This window comes from Variovorax sp. KK3 (genome assembly GCF_001984055.1).
In the GTDB taxonomy this organism is placed as follows: domain Bacteria; phylum Pseudomonadota; class Gammaproteobacteria; order Burkholderiales; family Burkholderiaceae_C; genus Variovorax.
The window spans coordinates 134,214-148,057 of sequence record NZ_LYVO01000003.1 but is presented as its reverse complement, the minus strand read 5'-3'; the positions used below and the strand labels follow the sequence as shown (position 1 = coordinate 148,057).

The following is a 13,844-nucleotide window of genomic DNA, read 5'->3' as shown; positions in this document are numbered from 1 at the left end:
CGACGCATAGGAAGACGGGCGGTCTTCCCTGTCGGGCCTTTCGGTCCACCAGCCCGTGTTTGTTTCATGATCTCGCATCACCGAAAGTATTAGTGAGCGCGTTAGAACTACTTACGTCTTTTGACATAGACGACAGCGGCTCTCGTGACCCTTCGCACGCATGGGCGGTGCGCCTACACGGCGCGAGGTGCAGTCCTACACTGTGCAGTCGCGCGTGGACTGGCGCACGACCAGTTCCGGTCGCAGCACCACGGTCGAAGCCGACAAGGCCCGGCCATCGATCTCGTCGAACAAGGTCTCGGCGGCGCGCCAGCCCAGCTCGCGGTGTGGCAGGCGGATGGTGGTGAGCGGCGGGTCGACCATGTCGACCAGCGGCATGTCGTTGTGGCCGGTGATCGAGATGTCGTGCGGCACGCGCAGTCCGCGTGCGCGCAGTTCGTCGTAGGCCCCCAGCGCCACCAGGTCGTTGCAGCAGACCACCGCCTCGGGCCGTTCCGGCTGCGCGAGCAGCTGCGCCATCGCCTGCCGGCCGGCCTCGCGGCTGTAGCTCTCGCACTCGGCCACGGCCACCAGGGGCAGGCCACAGTCGCGCAGCGCCTGCTCCACGCCTTGCCGCCGCGCCACGCCGGTGGGCACGCCCTGCGGCCCCGCCAGATGCGCGATGCGGCGGTGGCCGGTGGCCACCAAATGGTCGACGGCCAGCTTCATCGCGAGCCGGTCGTCGCTCACCACCGCCGGCAGGCGCCCGCGCTCGTCGCCGCGGTTGACCAGCACCGCGCGCATGCCGACTTGGCGCAGGTAGTCGATGAGCGGATCGTCCCGCGTGGCGATGGCCAGCACGACGCCGTCCACCTGCTGCGCCAGCATGCGCTCGACGATCGGGCGCGCCAGCGCCTGATCCATCACGTTGGCGACGAACACGAAATAGCCGCGCGCCGACGCGCTGGCCTCGATGCCCTGGAGGATCGGCGGGAACACCGCATTGGTGATGTCGGGCACCAGCACGCCGATGGTGTGCGTGCGGCCCGTCCGCAGCGCCGATGCGGCGCGGTTGGGCCGATAGCCCAGCCGCTGCGCCGCTTCCTCGACCACCCGCAGCACCTCTTCGCTGATGAGCCCGCGCTTGTCGGGGCTGAGGGCGCGCGAGACGGTGGAGACGTGGACACCGGCGGCCTGCGCGACGTCGCGGATGGTCACAGTGGACGGGGTTGTGGCGCTCATGGGGTGCAAACGATTGATCGAAACGGCCGAACGAAGTATCCACCCGTTCCGGACGATGGTGCTGGAAAACCCCGAGCTTGCCAAAACGTCGGATCCCGCCATAATTCGCCTGTCGTGCAAACGATTGCATTTAGTAAAGCACTCAACCGAGGCACCCCATGAACATCGTGACCACCCCCGACTCCGTGCTCGAGATGACGCTCGCCGCCATGTCACGCACGCCCGACGAGCGCCTGCGTACCGTGATGGCCTCGCTGACCCGGCACCTGCATGCCTTCGTGCAGGAAACCCGCTTGACGGAAGAAGAGTTCGAGCATGCGCTCGACTTCATCGTCGGCATCGGCCAGGCCACCGGCGACAAGAAGAACGAGGTGGTGCTGGCCGCCGACCTTCTGGGCGTGTCGACCCTGGTCGCGCTGCAGAACAACCAGGACCCGCAGGGCGAGTCGCCGGCCGCCCTGCTCGGCCCCTTCTGGCGCGCCAACGCACCGCTGTGCACGCCCGGCGAATCGATCGCGCGCTCGACCACGCCCGGCGTGCCGCTGGACGTGACGGGCGTGGTGCGCGACAGCGCCGGCCGCCCGGTGGCCGGCGCCATCGTCGACGCCTGGCAGGCCTCGCCCGTCGGCCTGTACGAGAACCAGGACCCGGCCCAGCAGGACATGAACCTGCGCGGCCGCTTCGAGACGGACGCCGACGGCCGCTTCCGCTTTCGCACGGTGCGCCCGGCCGGCTACCCGGTGCCGGTCGACGGACCCTGCGGCGTGCTGCTGCAGGCACAGCAGCGCCACCCCAACCGCCCGGCGCACATCCACTTCATGGTCAGCAAGCCCGGCCACAAGGTGCTGATCACGCAGGTCTTCGCCGACGACGACGAGAACCTCGAAAGCGACCCGGTGTTCGGCGTCACGCGCCGGCTGATCGGCCGCTTCCAGCCGCAGCAAGGCAACGCAGCCGCGACGCTCGAACACGATTTCGTGCTCGAACCCGGCGAGATGAAGTTTCCGCGCCCGCCCATTCCCTGAACCACCCACCGACTTTCAACGCACCATGAGCTTCGACCCCACACCTCGACTCGACGGCAAGTTGGCCGTCATCGCCGGCGGCCTTGGCGCCATCGGCTACGCCACGGCGCAGCGCCTGGCCGCGCTCGGTGCCAGCTGCGTGCTGCTGCACCGCGAGCGCGCCGGCACCTCGCCGCAAGCACGGCTGGCAGAGCTGCCTGCCGCGGCCGGCCAGCGCCATGCGGCGCTGGCGGCCGACATCGTCGACACGCCCAGCCTTCAGAAGGCCGCGGCCGGCGTGGCGCAGGACTTCGGCCGCTGCGACATCCTGGTCAACAGCGCCGGCCACACGCGGCCCGTGCCGCCCGGTGATTTGGACGGGCTGACCGACGAGCTGATCGACGACATCGTGCGCGCCAACTTCCGCGGCGTGTTCGCCACCATCCGCGCCTTCGCGCCGCTGCTCAAGGCGAGCGGCGACGGGCTGGTGGTCAACATTTCCTCGATCGCCGGGTTCACCGGCGTCGGCAGCAACCTCGCCTACGTCGCGGCCAAGGCCGGGCTCGACGTGGTCGGCGATGCGCTGGCCCGGGCGCTGGCGCCGGCCGTGCGCGTGGTCTCGGTGTCGCCGGGCGCGGTGGAGTCCGGCTTCGTGCCGGGCCGCGGCGACGACTTCAAGGCCAAGATGGCGCAGACCACGCCGCTGGGCCGCATCGGCAGGCCCGACGACGTGGCGGCCACCGTCGAAGCGCTGGCGACCACGCTGCGCTTCGTGACGGGCACGCGCATCGTCGTGGACGGAGGGCGGCACCTGTGAACACGCAAAAGACACTCATCACGTGTGCGGTGACGGGCAACCTGGTCAAGCCCGACCAGACACCGCACCTGCCCATCACCCCCGCGCAGATCGCCGACGAATGCCTGGCCGCCGCCGAGGCCGGCGCAGGCCAGGTCCACATCCACGTGCGCGACCCGGAGAGCGGCAAGCCATCGATGCAGGTCGAGCTCTACCGCGACGTGGTCGACCGCATCCGGCAGAAGAATCGCGAGCTGATCATCAACCTCACCACCGGCCCCGGTGGCCGCTTCATTCCGAGCGAGGACGACCCCAAGGTCTACGCGCCAGGTACCAGCCTGCTGCCGCCCGAGAAGCGTGTGGAGCACATCGCGCTGATCAAGCCCGACGTCTGCTCGCTCGACCTCAACACCATGAACTCGGGCCCCGACGTGGTCATCAACACGCCGAAGAACGTGCGCCGCATGGCCAAGGTGATCCGCGAGGCCGGCGTGAAGCCCGAACTCGAGATCTTCGATTCGGGCGACATCCACATGGCGCTTGACCTGATCGCCGACGGCACGCTCGAAGGCCCAGCGATGTGGACCCTGGTGCTCGGCGTGAAGTACGGCTTCATGGCCACGCCGCAGACCGTGATGTACGCCCGCGACATGCTGCCGCGCGGCGCCTTCTGGAGCGCCTTCGGCATCGGCCGCATGGAGTTTCCGATCGTGGCGCAGGCCTGGCTGATGGGCGGCCACGTGCGCGTCGGCATGGAAGACAACATCTACCTCGAGAAGGGCGTGCTGGCCGAAAGCAACGCGCAGCTGGTGGCCAAGGCGCGCGACATCATCCGGAGCCTGGGTGGCGAGATCGCCAGCGCGCGCGAGGCGCGCACGCTGCTCGGCCTGGCGGGAGGGAAGTGACCATGAGTGCAGTGTTGAACCCGACGACCGCCGCGCGCGCCGTGCGCGTGCACGAGAAGGCCGCCGACCTCGATGCGCTGAAGCTCGACCTGGCACCGCAGCAGGAGCCCGCGGCCAAACCCGGCTTCGCGGTGGTGCGGGTCGATGCCGCTGCGGTGAACCCCAGCGACGTCAAGGCCAGCCTGGGACTGATGCCACAGGCCGTGTGGCCGCGCAGCCCGGGGCGCGACTTCGCGGGCACCGTGATCGCCGGCCCCACCGAATGGGTGGGCCGCGAGGTCTACGGCTCCGGCGGCGACATCGGCATCACACGCGACGGCTCGCATGCCCGCTACCTGCTGCTGCCGGTCGAGGCGCTGCGCGCCCGGCCGCGCAGCATCTCGATGGACGAGGCCGGCGCGGTGGGCGTGCCCTTCGTCACCGCCTACGAAGGCTTCAGGCGCAGCGGTATGCCGCAGGCCGGCCAGACCGTGCTGGTGCTCGGCGCCAACGGCAAGGTCGGGCAGGCCGCGGTGCAGCTGGCTGCGCAGGGCGGCGCCCGGGTCATCGCGGTGCAGCGGCGCGCCGGGCCCTTCGAAGGCTTCGCCTGCGGGCCGGTCGACGTGGTCGATGCGCGCTCGCAGGACGTGGCCGCCGTGGTGCGTGAATTGACGGGCGGCCGCGGCGCCGACGTCGTCTACAACACCGTCGGCAGCGCCTATTTCGAAGCCGCCAACAAGTCGATGGCGAAGGGCGCAACGCAGATCTTCATCGCCACGCACGACCGCGCCGTGCCTTTCGACATCTTCGCGTTCTACCGCGGCATGCACACCTATGTGGGCATCGACTCGCTGGCGCTCGATTGCGTGGCGGCCACCGCGCAGCTCGACGCCATGCGCGAGGGCTTCGAGCGCGGCACGCTCAAGCCCTTTTCGATCGCGCGCGCCTTCGTGCTCGACGAAGCACAGGACGCCTATCGCCTGGTGCTGTCGGGCAGCACCGACCGCGTGGTGCTGCGGCCCTGAGCGGCACGGCACGCCTTCACGACAAACCCACGGAGACAGCAACCATGAACCGATTTCTTCCCGCCCGCCGCCAGCTGATCACGGCCGCCCTGGCCGCCTGCGCATGGGGCGGCGTGCATGCCCAGGGCGACTGGCCCAAGGGCCAGACCGTCAAGCTGGTCGTGCCCTTCACCGCCGGCAGCGGCACCGACATCGTGGCGCGCCTGGTCGCCGAGCGGCTCGGGCCAGCGCTGGGCGGCTCGGTCATCGTCGACAACAAGCCGGGCGCCGGCGGCACCCTGGGCGCGGCGCAGGTGGCCAAGGCGCCGGCCGACGGCTACACGCTGCTCGTGCATTCGGCGGGCCACCTGGTGAACCCGTCCATCTATCCGGGGCTGACCTACGACACCCTCAAGGACTTCGCCGGCATCACGCCCATGGCCAGCCTGCCCAACATGCTGGTGGTGGCGCCCAACCGCTTCGCCGACGTGAAGGATCTCGTGGCGCAGGCCAAGGCCAAGCCCGGCGGCTTCAACTACGGCTCGGCCGGCAACGGATCGGCCACCCACATGAACGCCGAGGTGTTCCGCCTGGCGGCGGGCGTGCAGGCGCAGCACGTGCCCTTTCGCGGCACGCCCGAGGCCATGACCGAAGTGATGGGCGGGCGCATCGACTGGTTCTTCGCGCCCATGGTGTCGGCGCTGCCGCTGGTGAAAGACGGCAAGCTCAAGGCGCTGGCCGTGGGCACCGGAAAGCGCTCGGCGGTGATGCCGCAGTTGCCCACCACGGTCGAGGCCGGCGTGCCGGGCTCGGAATACCTGTTCTGGGTCGGCCTGTTCGCACCGGCGAAAACCCCCAAGGCCGTGGTCGACCGTCTGCAGGCCGAGGTCGCGAAGATCATGGCCGCGCCGGACCTGAAAGACCGGCTCGACAAGCTCGGCGCCGAGCCCTTCACCATGCCTTCGGCGCAATTCGACAAGTTCATCGTCGACGAGACGGCCAAGGCGCAGCAGGTGGTGAAGGCTGCGGGCATCAAGGTCGACTGAAGGCGCGGCGCGCCCGGCTACTTTTCGTAGACCGTGAGCGGGCCGCAGTTCTCGTCCGTGACGAAGAAGGCCAGCAGCTTGGCGGTGCGCGTGGGGTCGGGGTTCTCGGCGAACACGTGCAGGGTGCCCGGCGGCTCGAAGAAGCTCTGGCCGGCCTGGTAGTCCTGCGGCGGCGTGCCGTTCAACTGCGAGCGCACCGTGCCTTCGACGACCACGGCCGTGACCGAGCCCGGATGCCGGTGCGCCGGCGAATAGGCCAGCGGCGGAAACTCCACCATCACCGTGGTCTGCGACTTGCCCGGCACGTTGGGCAGCGGCTCGCAGGACAGCGGCTTGACGATGGTGGCGGGCCGCGCGGCGCTGCCCGCGGGGGCGGGCGCCGACGCGAACATCGGCCGGCCCAGGGCGCTGGTGCACAGGTCGTCGATCCATCGCGCGGCCGACCGGGGCGCGGCCGGCACGAGCACCATCCAGGCCGCGGCCAGCCCGAGCAGGCCCACCGACATCCCGCGGCGGGTGGCGAAGCGCATCGCGTTCATGCCAGCACCTCCGCGGGCCAGCGCAGATCGGCTCGCCATCCGAGTTCGGCCTTCGCCTTGTCGCTGTTCACCACCGCGCCGTCCTCGGCGATGTTGAAGATGCCGGCGGCGCCCCGCTGCAGCGCGAGCAGCGCCGCCCAGGCTGCGGCTTCGACGTGCACGGGGCTTGCGCCCCTGGGCGTCGGGGAGAAGGTGCGTGGCCCGTAGAGCTGCCCGTAGCGCAGCACCGCCCCGCGCAGGCCCACCGTGCCGAGCGTCGACTGCTCCAGCGCCACGACACCGCGGACCGTGATGCCCCGCGGGTCTGCCGCGCTTCGGTCGAGCGGCTGATCTTCGCGCCAGGGTTGCGGCCCGGGTGCATAGGCCCAGGCGATGCTCTGCGAGATCAGGCGGTCGCAGCCCGCCGCCAGCGCGGCCGCCACCAGGTTGCGCGTGCCATCGCTGCGCAGGCGCGCATTGCGCGGCACCGCGGTGGCCATCGCCTCGGGGTCCGGCTTCGACGGCAGGTCGGTGAGCTGGTGAATCACGGCATCCGGTGCGATGCGCTTCACGGCCTGTGCCAGCGCGGGCGCATCGAACACGTCGACCACCACGGGCACGATGCCTTGCGCTTCGAGCGCTTGCGCCCGATCGGCCCGTCGCGTGCCGCCGTAGACGGCGTAGCCGGCGTCGATCAGCAACGGCGCTAGCACCGAGCCGACGGCGCCGGTCGCGCCGGCCAGGAAGATCCTGTTGTCGCTCATGCCCATCCTCTTCACCTCGGATTTCAACTTGGAAGTTTGCAGCCTATGACTAACATGGATCAAACAAAAGATCCAAGAATCGTCGAAATGACTGGGCCATGGCTGAACCAACTCCTTCACTCGCGACGCTGCTGAGCCTGGATCGCCGGCAGCCAACGCCGCTCTACCGGCAGATCTGCGACCGCTTCCGCGCCGCCATCGACAAAGGCCTGCTGAAACCCGGCGAGCGCGTGGCCTCGGCACGCAGCCTGGCCGGCGAGTTGGGCGTGGCGCGCGGCACTGTCGAGCTGGCCTATACCGAGTTGTCTGGCCAGGGCTACTTGATGGCACGTGGCCAAGCCGGAACGACGGTCTCGTTGACACTTCCGCCGCGCGCGCTCGCGCGCGGCGGCGCCGCGCCTGCGCCACCGCCATCGATGCCGGCGCTGATGCCGGTCGGCGAGCCCGCGCCGCTCCAACTGGGCCTGCCCGCCCTCGACGCCTTTCCGCGCAAGCTGTGGGCGCGGCTCGTGGCACGGCGTGCACGGTCGCTGAGCCTGGCTCATCTGAACTACGGCGATCCGGCAGGCTATGCCCCCTTGCGCGAGGCCATCGCGGCCCACCTGCTGGTGGCGCGTGGTGTCGCCTGCAGCCCCGCACAGGTCTTCGTGACCGCCGGCCACCGGGCAAGCCTGGGGCTCGTGGCGAGCACGCTGCTGTCGCCGGGTGACCGCGTGTGGGTCGAGGAGCCCGGCTTTCCGCCCACCAACGACGTGCTGAAGTCATCGGGGCAGCGACTGGTTCCGGTGCCGGTCGATGGCGAAGGCCTGTCCGTTTCGGACGGTCGGCGCCGCGCGCCCACGGCCCGGCTGGCCGTCGTCACGCCGTCGCACCAGGCGCCCCTCGGCCATGCGATGAGCATGGCGCGCCGCCTGGAATTGCTCGACTGGGCGCAGTCGGCCCGCGCCTGGGTGATGGAGGATGACTATGACGGCGAGTACCGCTACTCCGGGCATCCGCTGCCGGCACTCAAGAGTCTGGATCGACGGGAGCGTGTCGTGTACGCCGGGACCTTCTCCAAAGTGCTCTGTCCCGGACTGGCGCTGGCCTACTTGGTCGTGCCGGCGCCTTTGATCGAGCGGTTCGCGCGGGCAACGGCCCGCGCTTCCAACGGACCGCCCCAGTTCACCCAGGCAGTGGTGTGCGACTTCATGCGTGAAGGGCACTTCGCACGCCACATCAAGAAGATGCGACTGCTCTACGCGCGGCGTCGCGCTCTGCTGGCCGGAGAGCTCCTGCGAACCTTCGGCGCGGCGGTCGACATCGAACTGCAAAGCGGTGGCATGCACTTGATCGCAAGGTTCGACGGCCTCGGCAGCGACCTTGCGTTGGACCAGCGGGCCAAGGCTGCTGGCCTCCGATGCAGTGCACTCTCGGAGCGCTACGTTGCTGCGCCGCGTCGCGAGGGTCTGTTGATGAGCTTCACCAACGTGCCGTCACTTCAGGTGGCGCAAAGCCTCGCCGAGAGGCTTCGCTGCGCATTCGCGGCGTGCTGAGGACCGCGCGAGCCGCAGTCGTGAAGACTGCGACTGTCCGGTCGTCAGGCCGGTAGCAAGGCGGATGCGAAGTCGTCCGCAACGCTGGCGACATAGGTCGCCACGGACGACGGATAGTTCTTCTGGACCAACGTTTCCTTGCTCTCGCCGTCGAAGACCGACTTCAACACCGCAACGAAGCTCCTCCCCGCGGCGGATTTGGTCCGCATGGCCTCGCGTTCGACGTGAGGAACGACCATCAAATGCACGATGTCGCGCAATAGCGCCAGCTTCACCTGGCGGGCAATGTCCTCATCGCTCAGCTGTCTACTGGAAATGCTTTGACCAACCTCATTCATCATCTGCAACAGAATTCCTTCGAATTCGTCGTCGAATTTGAATTTCAAAAGCTGCGCTTCGAGATCTTCGAGTGTTTTAGACACAAAAGCATCCCATTCTTCGTTTTTGGCTTTCGGCACGAGAAACTCGTTCAGCTCTTTGTCTTTCAAGTCCATCTTTTTTGATCTCTCGACAATTGACTTCTCGAGGCGCTCTGCCATTTGAATGCCAAATTTCTCGTAGAGACGTGAAAAGTTCTTTATCGCCAGAGCAGCTGAATCGCGAAAAATACCATCCTTGATGTCGGCATTTTGAATTTTGAATTCGATATAAATCTTTGCCTCATTAAGCACAAACTTCTCAATTTCGAGTTCAATATCTTTCTTCAACGCGTCAACCGACGATGTCCGCACCGCTTCATCGAAAGAACGAAAATAGTCATGGTAGATCACACCGATTCGGTCCGCCAATTTTTCGTTCAAGATGCCGAAAAGACGGTCGCCGACCTCGACACCAGGAGCTAAAATTTTCGCATATCCCAAAAGGCAGATTTCCGTGAGCGCCGCGCGTTTGAGCGCGCCCTCTACGTCTGCATTATCACTGAAACCGTCAGGCCGCTTTTTTTGCCGCATCTCACTTGTGTGCTGTTGTCTCAAGGCCTTGGTAAACACCTCAGGAAACAATTGAGCCCAATTCGCGACGTGTTGCGATCGCGTGTTTTTTGAAGCCTCGAGTCGCTTCGAATGCACGGTCGAGTTACGACTGAGTGGTCGGTCAGACCGTGGCGGCCCACCGGAAACCTTCTCAGGCTTCTTCGATGTCACAGTGCTTTTCGCACGGTGGTGCGTCGACTGTTTTGTGGAAACCTCTTCAGGCACTCCGGCGTCGGAGCGCAAAGTCTGAACATCAGGTTTCTGATTCGGAGATTCCGGCGATCTCCACGTCGTTGAAGCGGCCAGATCAGGAAATGGCAACGGCTTCAAGGGTTGATCACTGGTGCTGCTTTCGTCGCTACCCGAGTTGAGCAATGAAAATTTTGTCGGGGAGACGCTTTGCTTGCTGTCCGTCGTCGTTTTCTTGGACCCGATCGTCGGCTTGCGTCTCACGATCGAGCGCTGTGTTTCGGCGCCCGTGGACAAATTACGCGGTATACGACCCGTCGACGATTCGAAACTAGGAGAGTTTTTTATTCTTTTATCTCTCAAACTGAATTCCGTGCCATCTACATGTTGACTCGACGGGATATTGCTCGACTCTATGGACGGCACCTTAGGTGGCGTTTGACCCGGCGAATTTGGAGTTTTATTACGAATGATGAAAGGCTCGGAGCGCATATTTGTGATGTCGAAAATCTGTCAATAAATCATGCTTGATCAGGCCAATGCCGCAACCTTCAGAAGGTGGTCGCTGTTGCCAATGGGCATTGAGGAACAGGCGTCACCGACAATGCCCCTGGCATGCGATGTCTGTTCAATGAAGCGCTCGATCAAGAACGCAAGATAGTCGCCGTCCAACTCGTCGGGATCGGGCAACCGTGCGCGAAATATGGCTCGTCCAGAATGGGTGTCGAACGCATAGGCGACGTTCAAAAAAGGATCGCCTTCGATATTCAGTTCCAGCAGCTGCTCGCATACTGCGGCTCGTTCATCAGCGGCAGGCCGACCTAAATTGACATAGCAATGGATCGCGTCATCGTCGTTTTGCCGATCGACCGACAACAGGACCTCGAGGTCTTCGATTGCCAAGTGATATTCATTGTCTTTTTGCGTCATGACGGCGCCCAATGCGTAAGCGGCCGACCTGAATAGCCCATCGGTTTCTGTGTGGTTCAAGATTTTCCTCAACGTTTACGTTGCTCGGAAGTGAGCAAACGTGGCGGCTATGTAACGTTTTGAGGAAGTCGGTTCCGTCTCGTCTTGATCGGCTATTCGATCACGACGATCCGGGCACACATCGCACGTGTCGAGGAAACATTGCGAGGCTGGCTAAAAAGGGGGCTTCAATGGCTCCCTTTTCCACGAGTTGAGCCGTTTAGATCACACCCGCATCGCGCAGCGCCGCCCGCTGCTTCTCATCCAACCCCATCTCCGCCAGCACCTCGTCCGTATGCTGCCCCAGCGCCGGCGGCGCATGCCGCAGCACGGGTGGCGTGGCCTGCAACCGCAGCGGGCTGGCCACGCCGACGATCTGCGGGATGCCGTCGCCGGCATCGCGCGGCAAGGCCACCGCGAGGCCGCGTGCCTTCACCTGCTCGTCTTCGAAAGCCTGGGCGATGTTGTTGATGGGGCCGCAGGGCACGGCCTTGTCTTCGAGCAGCGCGATCCACTCGGCCGTAGTGCGCGTGCGGGTGACGGCTTCCATCAGCGGGATCAGCACCTCGCGGTGCCGCACGCGCAGCGTGTTGGTGGCAAAGCGCGGATCGGCCGCCCACTCGGCTTGCCCGGCGGCTTCGCAGAAGCGCGCGAACTGGCCGTTGTTGCCGATGGCCAGCAGCATCGCGCCGTCCTTCGTGTGGAAGTCCTGGTAGGGCGCGAGGCTGGGGTGGCTGTTGCCCTGCCGCTTGGGCGCGACGCCGGTGTTGAGGAAAGCGCTGGCCTGGTTGGCCAGGATGGCCATGCCCACGTCGAGCAGCGCCATGTCGATGTGCTGGCCCTCGCCCGTACGGTGCCGCACTTCGAGTGCGGCCAGGATGGCGGTGGCGGCGTAGCAGCCGGTGAACAGGTCGGTGAGCGCCACGCCCACGCGCAGCGGGCCGCCGCCGGGCTCTTCGTCGGGGCGGCCGGTGATGCTCATCATGCCGGTGGTCGCCTGGATCATCAGGTCGTAGCCGGCGCGCGTGGCGTGCGGGCCGTCGTGGCCGAAGCCGGTGACGCTGCAGTACACCAGCCGCGGGTTGGCGGCGCGCAGGCTCTCGTAGTCCAGGCCGTACTGCCTGAGGCCGCCGGTCTTGAAGTTCTCGACCACGATGTCGGCCTGGGCCGCCATCTTCTTCAACAGCGCCTGGCCCTCTGCCGTGCCCATGTCGATGGTGACCGAGCGCTTGTTGCGGTTGCAGGACGTGAAGTAGGTCGCCTGGTCGGTGTCGCGGCCGTGGGCGTCTTTCAGGAAGGGCGGGCCCCAGGTGCGGGTGTCGTCGCCGACGCCGGGGCGCTCGATCTTGACGACGTCCGCGCCCAGATCCGCGAGCATCTGGGTGCACCAAGGGCCCGCGAGCACGCGGGACAGGTCGAGGACCTTGATGCCATCGAGCGCGGCAGCCTTAGCGGGTGCATTCATCGATCAAGCCCTTCGGTTTCAAGTGGGTCCAGCAGGCGCGCCACGCACGGCCGCCCGAAGCGGCCGCGCCGCCCCCTCGAGGGGGGAGGAGGCTACACGAAGTGAGCAAGCGACGGGGGTGGGCATCAGTTCGCGAAAGCGGCAATGCCGGTTTGCGCGCGGCCAAGGATCAGCGCATGGATGTCGTGCGTGCCCTCGTAGGTGTTCACCACCTCCAGGTTGACCAAATGGCGCGCCACGCCGAACTCGTCGCTGATGCCGTTGCCGCCCATCATGTCGCGCGCCAGGCGGGCGATGTCGAGCGCCTTGCCGCAGGAGTTGCGCTTGAGCAGCGAGGTGACTTCGACCGAAGCCGTGCCGGCGTCTTTCATGCGGCCCAGTTGCAGGCAGCCTTGCAGGCCCAGCGTGATCTCGGTCTGCATGTCGGCCAGCTTCTTCTGCACGAGCTGGTTGGCGGCGAGCGGGCGGCCGAACTGCTTGCGGTCGAGCGTGTACTGGCGGGCGCGGTGCCAGCAGTCTTCGGCGGCGCCGAGCGCGCCCCACGAGATGCCGTAGCGCGCGCTGTTGAGGCAGGTGAAGGGGCCCTTCAAGCCCTGCACTTCGGGAAAGGCGTTTTCCTCGGGGCAGAACACGTTGTCCATCACGATCTCGCCGGTGATGCTGGCGCGCAGGCCGACCTTGCCGTGAATGGCGGGGGCCGACAAGCCCTTCATGCCCTTTTCAAGCACGAAACCGCGGATCGGGCCGACGGCGCCGCCTTCGCTGACTTCCTTGGCCCACACCACGAAGACGTCGGCGATCGGGCTGTTGCTGATCCACATCTTGGCGCCGGTGAGCGCATAGCCGCCCGGCACCTTCTTGGCGCGGGTGACCATGCTGCCGGGGTCGGAGCCATGGTCGGGCTCGGTCAGGCCGAAGCAGCCGATCCATTCGCCGGTGGCGAGCTTGGGCAGGTATTTCTGCTTCTGCGCCTCGGTGCCGAATTCGTTGATGGGCACCATCACGAGCGAGCTTTGCACGCTGGCCATGGAGCGGTAGCCGGAGTCGACGCGTTCAACCTCGCGGGCGATCAGGCCGTAGCAGACGTAGTTGAGTGCGGGGCCGCCGTATTGCTCGGGGATGGTCGGGCCGAGCAGGCCGAGCTCGCCCATCTCGCGGAAGATCTTGGGGTCGGTCTCGCCGGTGCGAAAGCCTTCGAGCACGCGCGGTGCGAGCTGGCCCTGGCAGTAGGCGTGTGCGGCGTCGCGCACCTGGCGCTCCTCGCTGGTGAGCTGCTGGTCGAGCAGAAGCGGGTCGTCCCAATGAAAGGCGGCGTGGGCCATGTGCGGTCTCCGGTAGATGTGGCGGGGGGAAGCTGAATGCGATCCTAAGCGCCACGCCTGCGGCACGCAAACGAAGATTCGGAACCCAGTTATGCGCTTTGATCACTTCAAAGCACAATGGGCGCCGCGCCGCCATTGGCGAAACGCGCCCGGCAA

At 66.5% G+C, this 13,844-nt stretch carries 13 protein-coding genes; 6 read left to right on the top strand and 7 right to left on the bottom strand.

The window, feature by feature from the left end; all coding sequences use genetic code 11:
* Positions 1 to 195: 195 nt before the first annotated feature.
* Positions 196 to 1,221 (bottom strand): LacI family DNA-binding transcriptional regulator, encoded by a 1,026-nt coding sequence (locus B0W80_RS02840; protein ID WP_076997582.1) that lies wholly within the window; start codon positions 1,219 to 1,221, stop codon positions 196 to 198.
* Between the two features lie 158 nt (positions 1,222 to 1,379).
* Between B0W80_RS02840 and B0W80_RS02835 the strand changes: the two genes are divergently transcribed.
* From B0W80_RS02835 to B0W80_RS02815, 5 genes are read left to right on the top strand one after another with little or no spacing between them, the layout of a single operon-like run.
* Positions 1,380 to 2,246, top strand: coding sequence for a dioxygenase (locus B0W80_RS02835; protein ID WP_076997581.1), 867 nt, complete (start codon positions 1,380 to 1,382; stop codon positions 2,244 to 2,246).
* 25 nt (positions 2,247 to 2,271) lie between these two features.
* Entirely contained in the window at positions 2,272 to 3,042 is a 771-nt protein-coding gene (locus B0W80_RS02830; RefSeq protein ID WP_076997580.1) for an SDR family NAD(P)-dependent oxidoreductase, read from the top strand.
* Positions 3,039 to 3,926 (top strand): 3-keto-5-aminohexanoate cleavage protein, encoded by an 888-nt coding sequence (locus B0W80_RS02825; RefSeq protein WP_076997579.1) that lies wholly within the window; start codon positions 3,039 to 3,041, stop codon positions 3,924 to 3,926. The genes B0W80_RS02830 and B0W80_RS02825 overlap by 4 nt, the downstream gene beginning before the upstream one ends.
* 2 nt (positions 3,927 to 3,928) lie before the next feature.
* On the top strand, positions 3,929 to 4,930 hold the full coding sequence (locus B0W80_RS02820) for a zinc-binding alcohol dehydrogenase family protein (RefSeq protein ID WP_076997578.1): 1,002 nt from the start codon (positions 3,929 to 3,931) through the stop codon (positions 4,928 to 4,930).
* Between the two features lie 44 nt (positions 4,931 to 4,974).
* A complete protein-coding gene (locus tag B0W80_RS02815) occupies positions 4,975 to 5,955 on the top strand; it encodes a tripartite tricarboxylate transporter substrate binding protein (RefSeq protein ID WP_076997577.1) in 981 nt (326 codons plus the stop codon).
* Positions 5,956 to 5,972: 17 nt separating this feature from the next.
* Here the strand turns inward: B0W80_RS02815 and B0W80_RS02810 are convergent, their stop codons facing one another.
* Both B0W80_RS02810 and B0W80_RS02805 read right to left on the bottom strand, forming a co-directional pair.
* On the bottom strand, positions 5,973 to 6,494 hold the full coding sequence (locus B0W80_RS02810; protein WP_076997576.1) for a cupin domain-containing protein: 522 nt from the start codon (positions 6,492 to 6,494) through the stop codon (positions 5,973 to 5,975).
* Positions 6,491 to 7,237, bottom strand: a complete 747-nt coding sequence (locus tag B0W80_RS02805; RefSeq protein ID WP_076997614.1) for an NAD(P)-dependent oxidoreductase — start codon at positions 7,235 to 7,237, stop codon at positions 6,491 to 6,493. Before B0W80_RS02805 ends, B0W80_RS02810 begins: the two co-directional genes overlap by 4 nt.
* Before the next feature lie 98 nt (positions 7,238 to 7,335).
* Between B0W80_RS02805 and B0W80_RS02800 the strand changes: the two genes are divergently transcribed.
* Positions 7,336 to 8,772: a PLP-dependent aminotransferase family protein gene (locus B0W80_RS02800; RefSeq protein ID WP_076997575.1), complete on the top strand. Its 1,437-nt coding sequence runs from the start codon at positions 7,336 to 7,338 to the stop codon at positions 8,770 to 8,772.
* A gap of 44 nt (positions 8,773 to 8,816) precedes the next feature.
* On the opposite strand, the gene B0W80_RS02795 is transcribed toward B0W80_RS02800, so the two are convergent.
* The 4 genes from B0W80_RS02795 to B0W80_RS02780 form a co-directional block, all read right to left on the bottom strand.
* On the bottom strand, positions 8,817 to 10,196 hold the full coding sequence (locus B0W80_RS02795) for a hypothetical protein (RefSeq protein ID WP_143684452.1): 1,380 nt from the start codon (positions 10,194 to 10,196) through the stop codon (positions 8,817 to 8,819).
* 267 nt (positions 10,197 to 10,463) lie between these two features.
* Positions 10,464 to 10,922, bottom strand: coding sequence for a type III secretion system chaperone (locus B0W80_RS02790; protein ID WP_076997573.1), 459 nt, complete (start codon positions 10,920 to 10,922; stop codon positions 10,464 to 10,466).
* A gap of 199 nt (positions 10,923 to 11,121) precedes the next feature.
* Positions 11,122 to 12,366, bottom strand: a complete 1,245-nt coding sequence (locus B0W80_RS02785) for a CaiB/BaiF CoA-transferase family protein (protein WP_076997572.1) — start codon at positions 12,364 to 12,366, stop codon at positions 11,122 to 11,124.
* Between the two features lie 125 nt (positions 12,367 to 12,491).
* On the bottom strand, positions 12,492 to 13,688 hold the full coding sequence (locus B0W80_RS02780; RefSeq protein ID WP_076997571.1) for an acyl-CoA dehydrogenase: 1,197 nt from the start codon (positions 13,686 to 13,688) through the stop codon (positions 12,492 to 12,494).
* Positions 13,689 to 13,844: the final 156 nt, after the last annotated feature.

Excerpts from the sequence above, each read along its gene's own strand:
- B0W80_RS02820 (WP_076997578.1), top strand. The coding sequence starts at position 3,929 with ATGAGTGCAGTGTTGAACCCGACGACCGCCGCGCGCGCCGTGCGCGTG.
- B0W80_RS02810 (WP_076997576.1), bottom strand. The coding sequence starts at position 6,494 with ATGAACGCGATGCGCTTCGCCACCCGCCGCGGGATGTCGGTGGGCCTG.
- B0W80_RS02800 (WP_076997575.1), top strand. The coding sequence starts at position 7,336 with ATGGCTGAACCAACTCCTTCACTCGCGACGCTGCTGAGCCTGGATCGC.
- B0W80_RS02785 (WP_076997572.1), bottom strand. The coding sequence starts at position 12,366 with ATGAATGCACCCGCTAAGGCTGCCGCGCTCGATGGCATCAAGGTCCTC.
- B0W80_RS02815 (WP_076997577.1), top strand. The coding sequence starts at position 4,975 with ATGAACCGATTTCTTCCCGCCCGCCGCCAGCTGATCACGGCCGCCCTG.
- B0W80_RS02840 (WP_076997582.1), bottom strand. The coding sequence starts at position 1,221 with ATGAGCGCCACAACCCCGTCCACTGTGACCATCCGCGACGTCGCGCAG.
- B0W80_RS02835 (WP_076997581.1), top strand. The coding sequence starts at position 1,380 with ATGAACATCGTGACCACCCCCGACTCCGTGCTCGAGATGACGCTCGCC.
- B0W80_RS02805 (WP_076997614.1), bottom strand. The coding sequence starts at position 7,237 with ATGAGCGACAACAGGATCTTCCTGGCCGGCGCGACCGGCGCCGTCGGC.
- B0W80_RS02780 (WP_076997571.1), bottom strand. The coding sequence starts at position 13,688 with ATGGCCCACGCCGCCTTTCATTGGGACGACCCGCTTCTGCTCGACCAG.
- B0W80_RS02830 (WP_076997580.1), top strand. The coding sequence starts at position 2,272 with ATGAGCTTCGACCCCACACCTCGACTCGACGGCAAGTTGGCCGTCATC.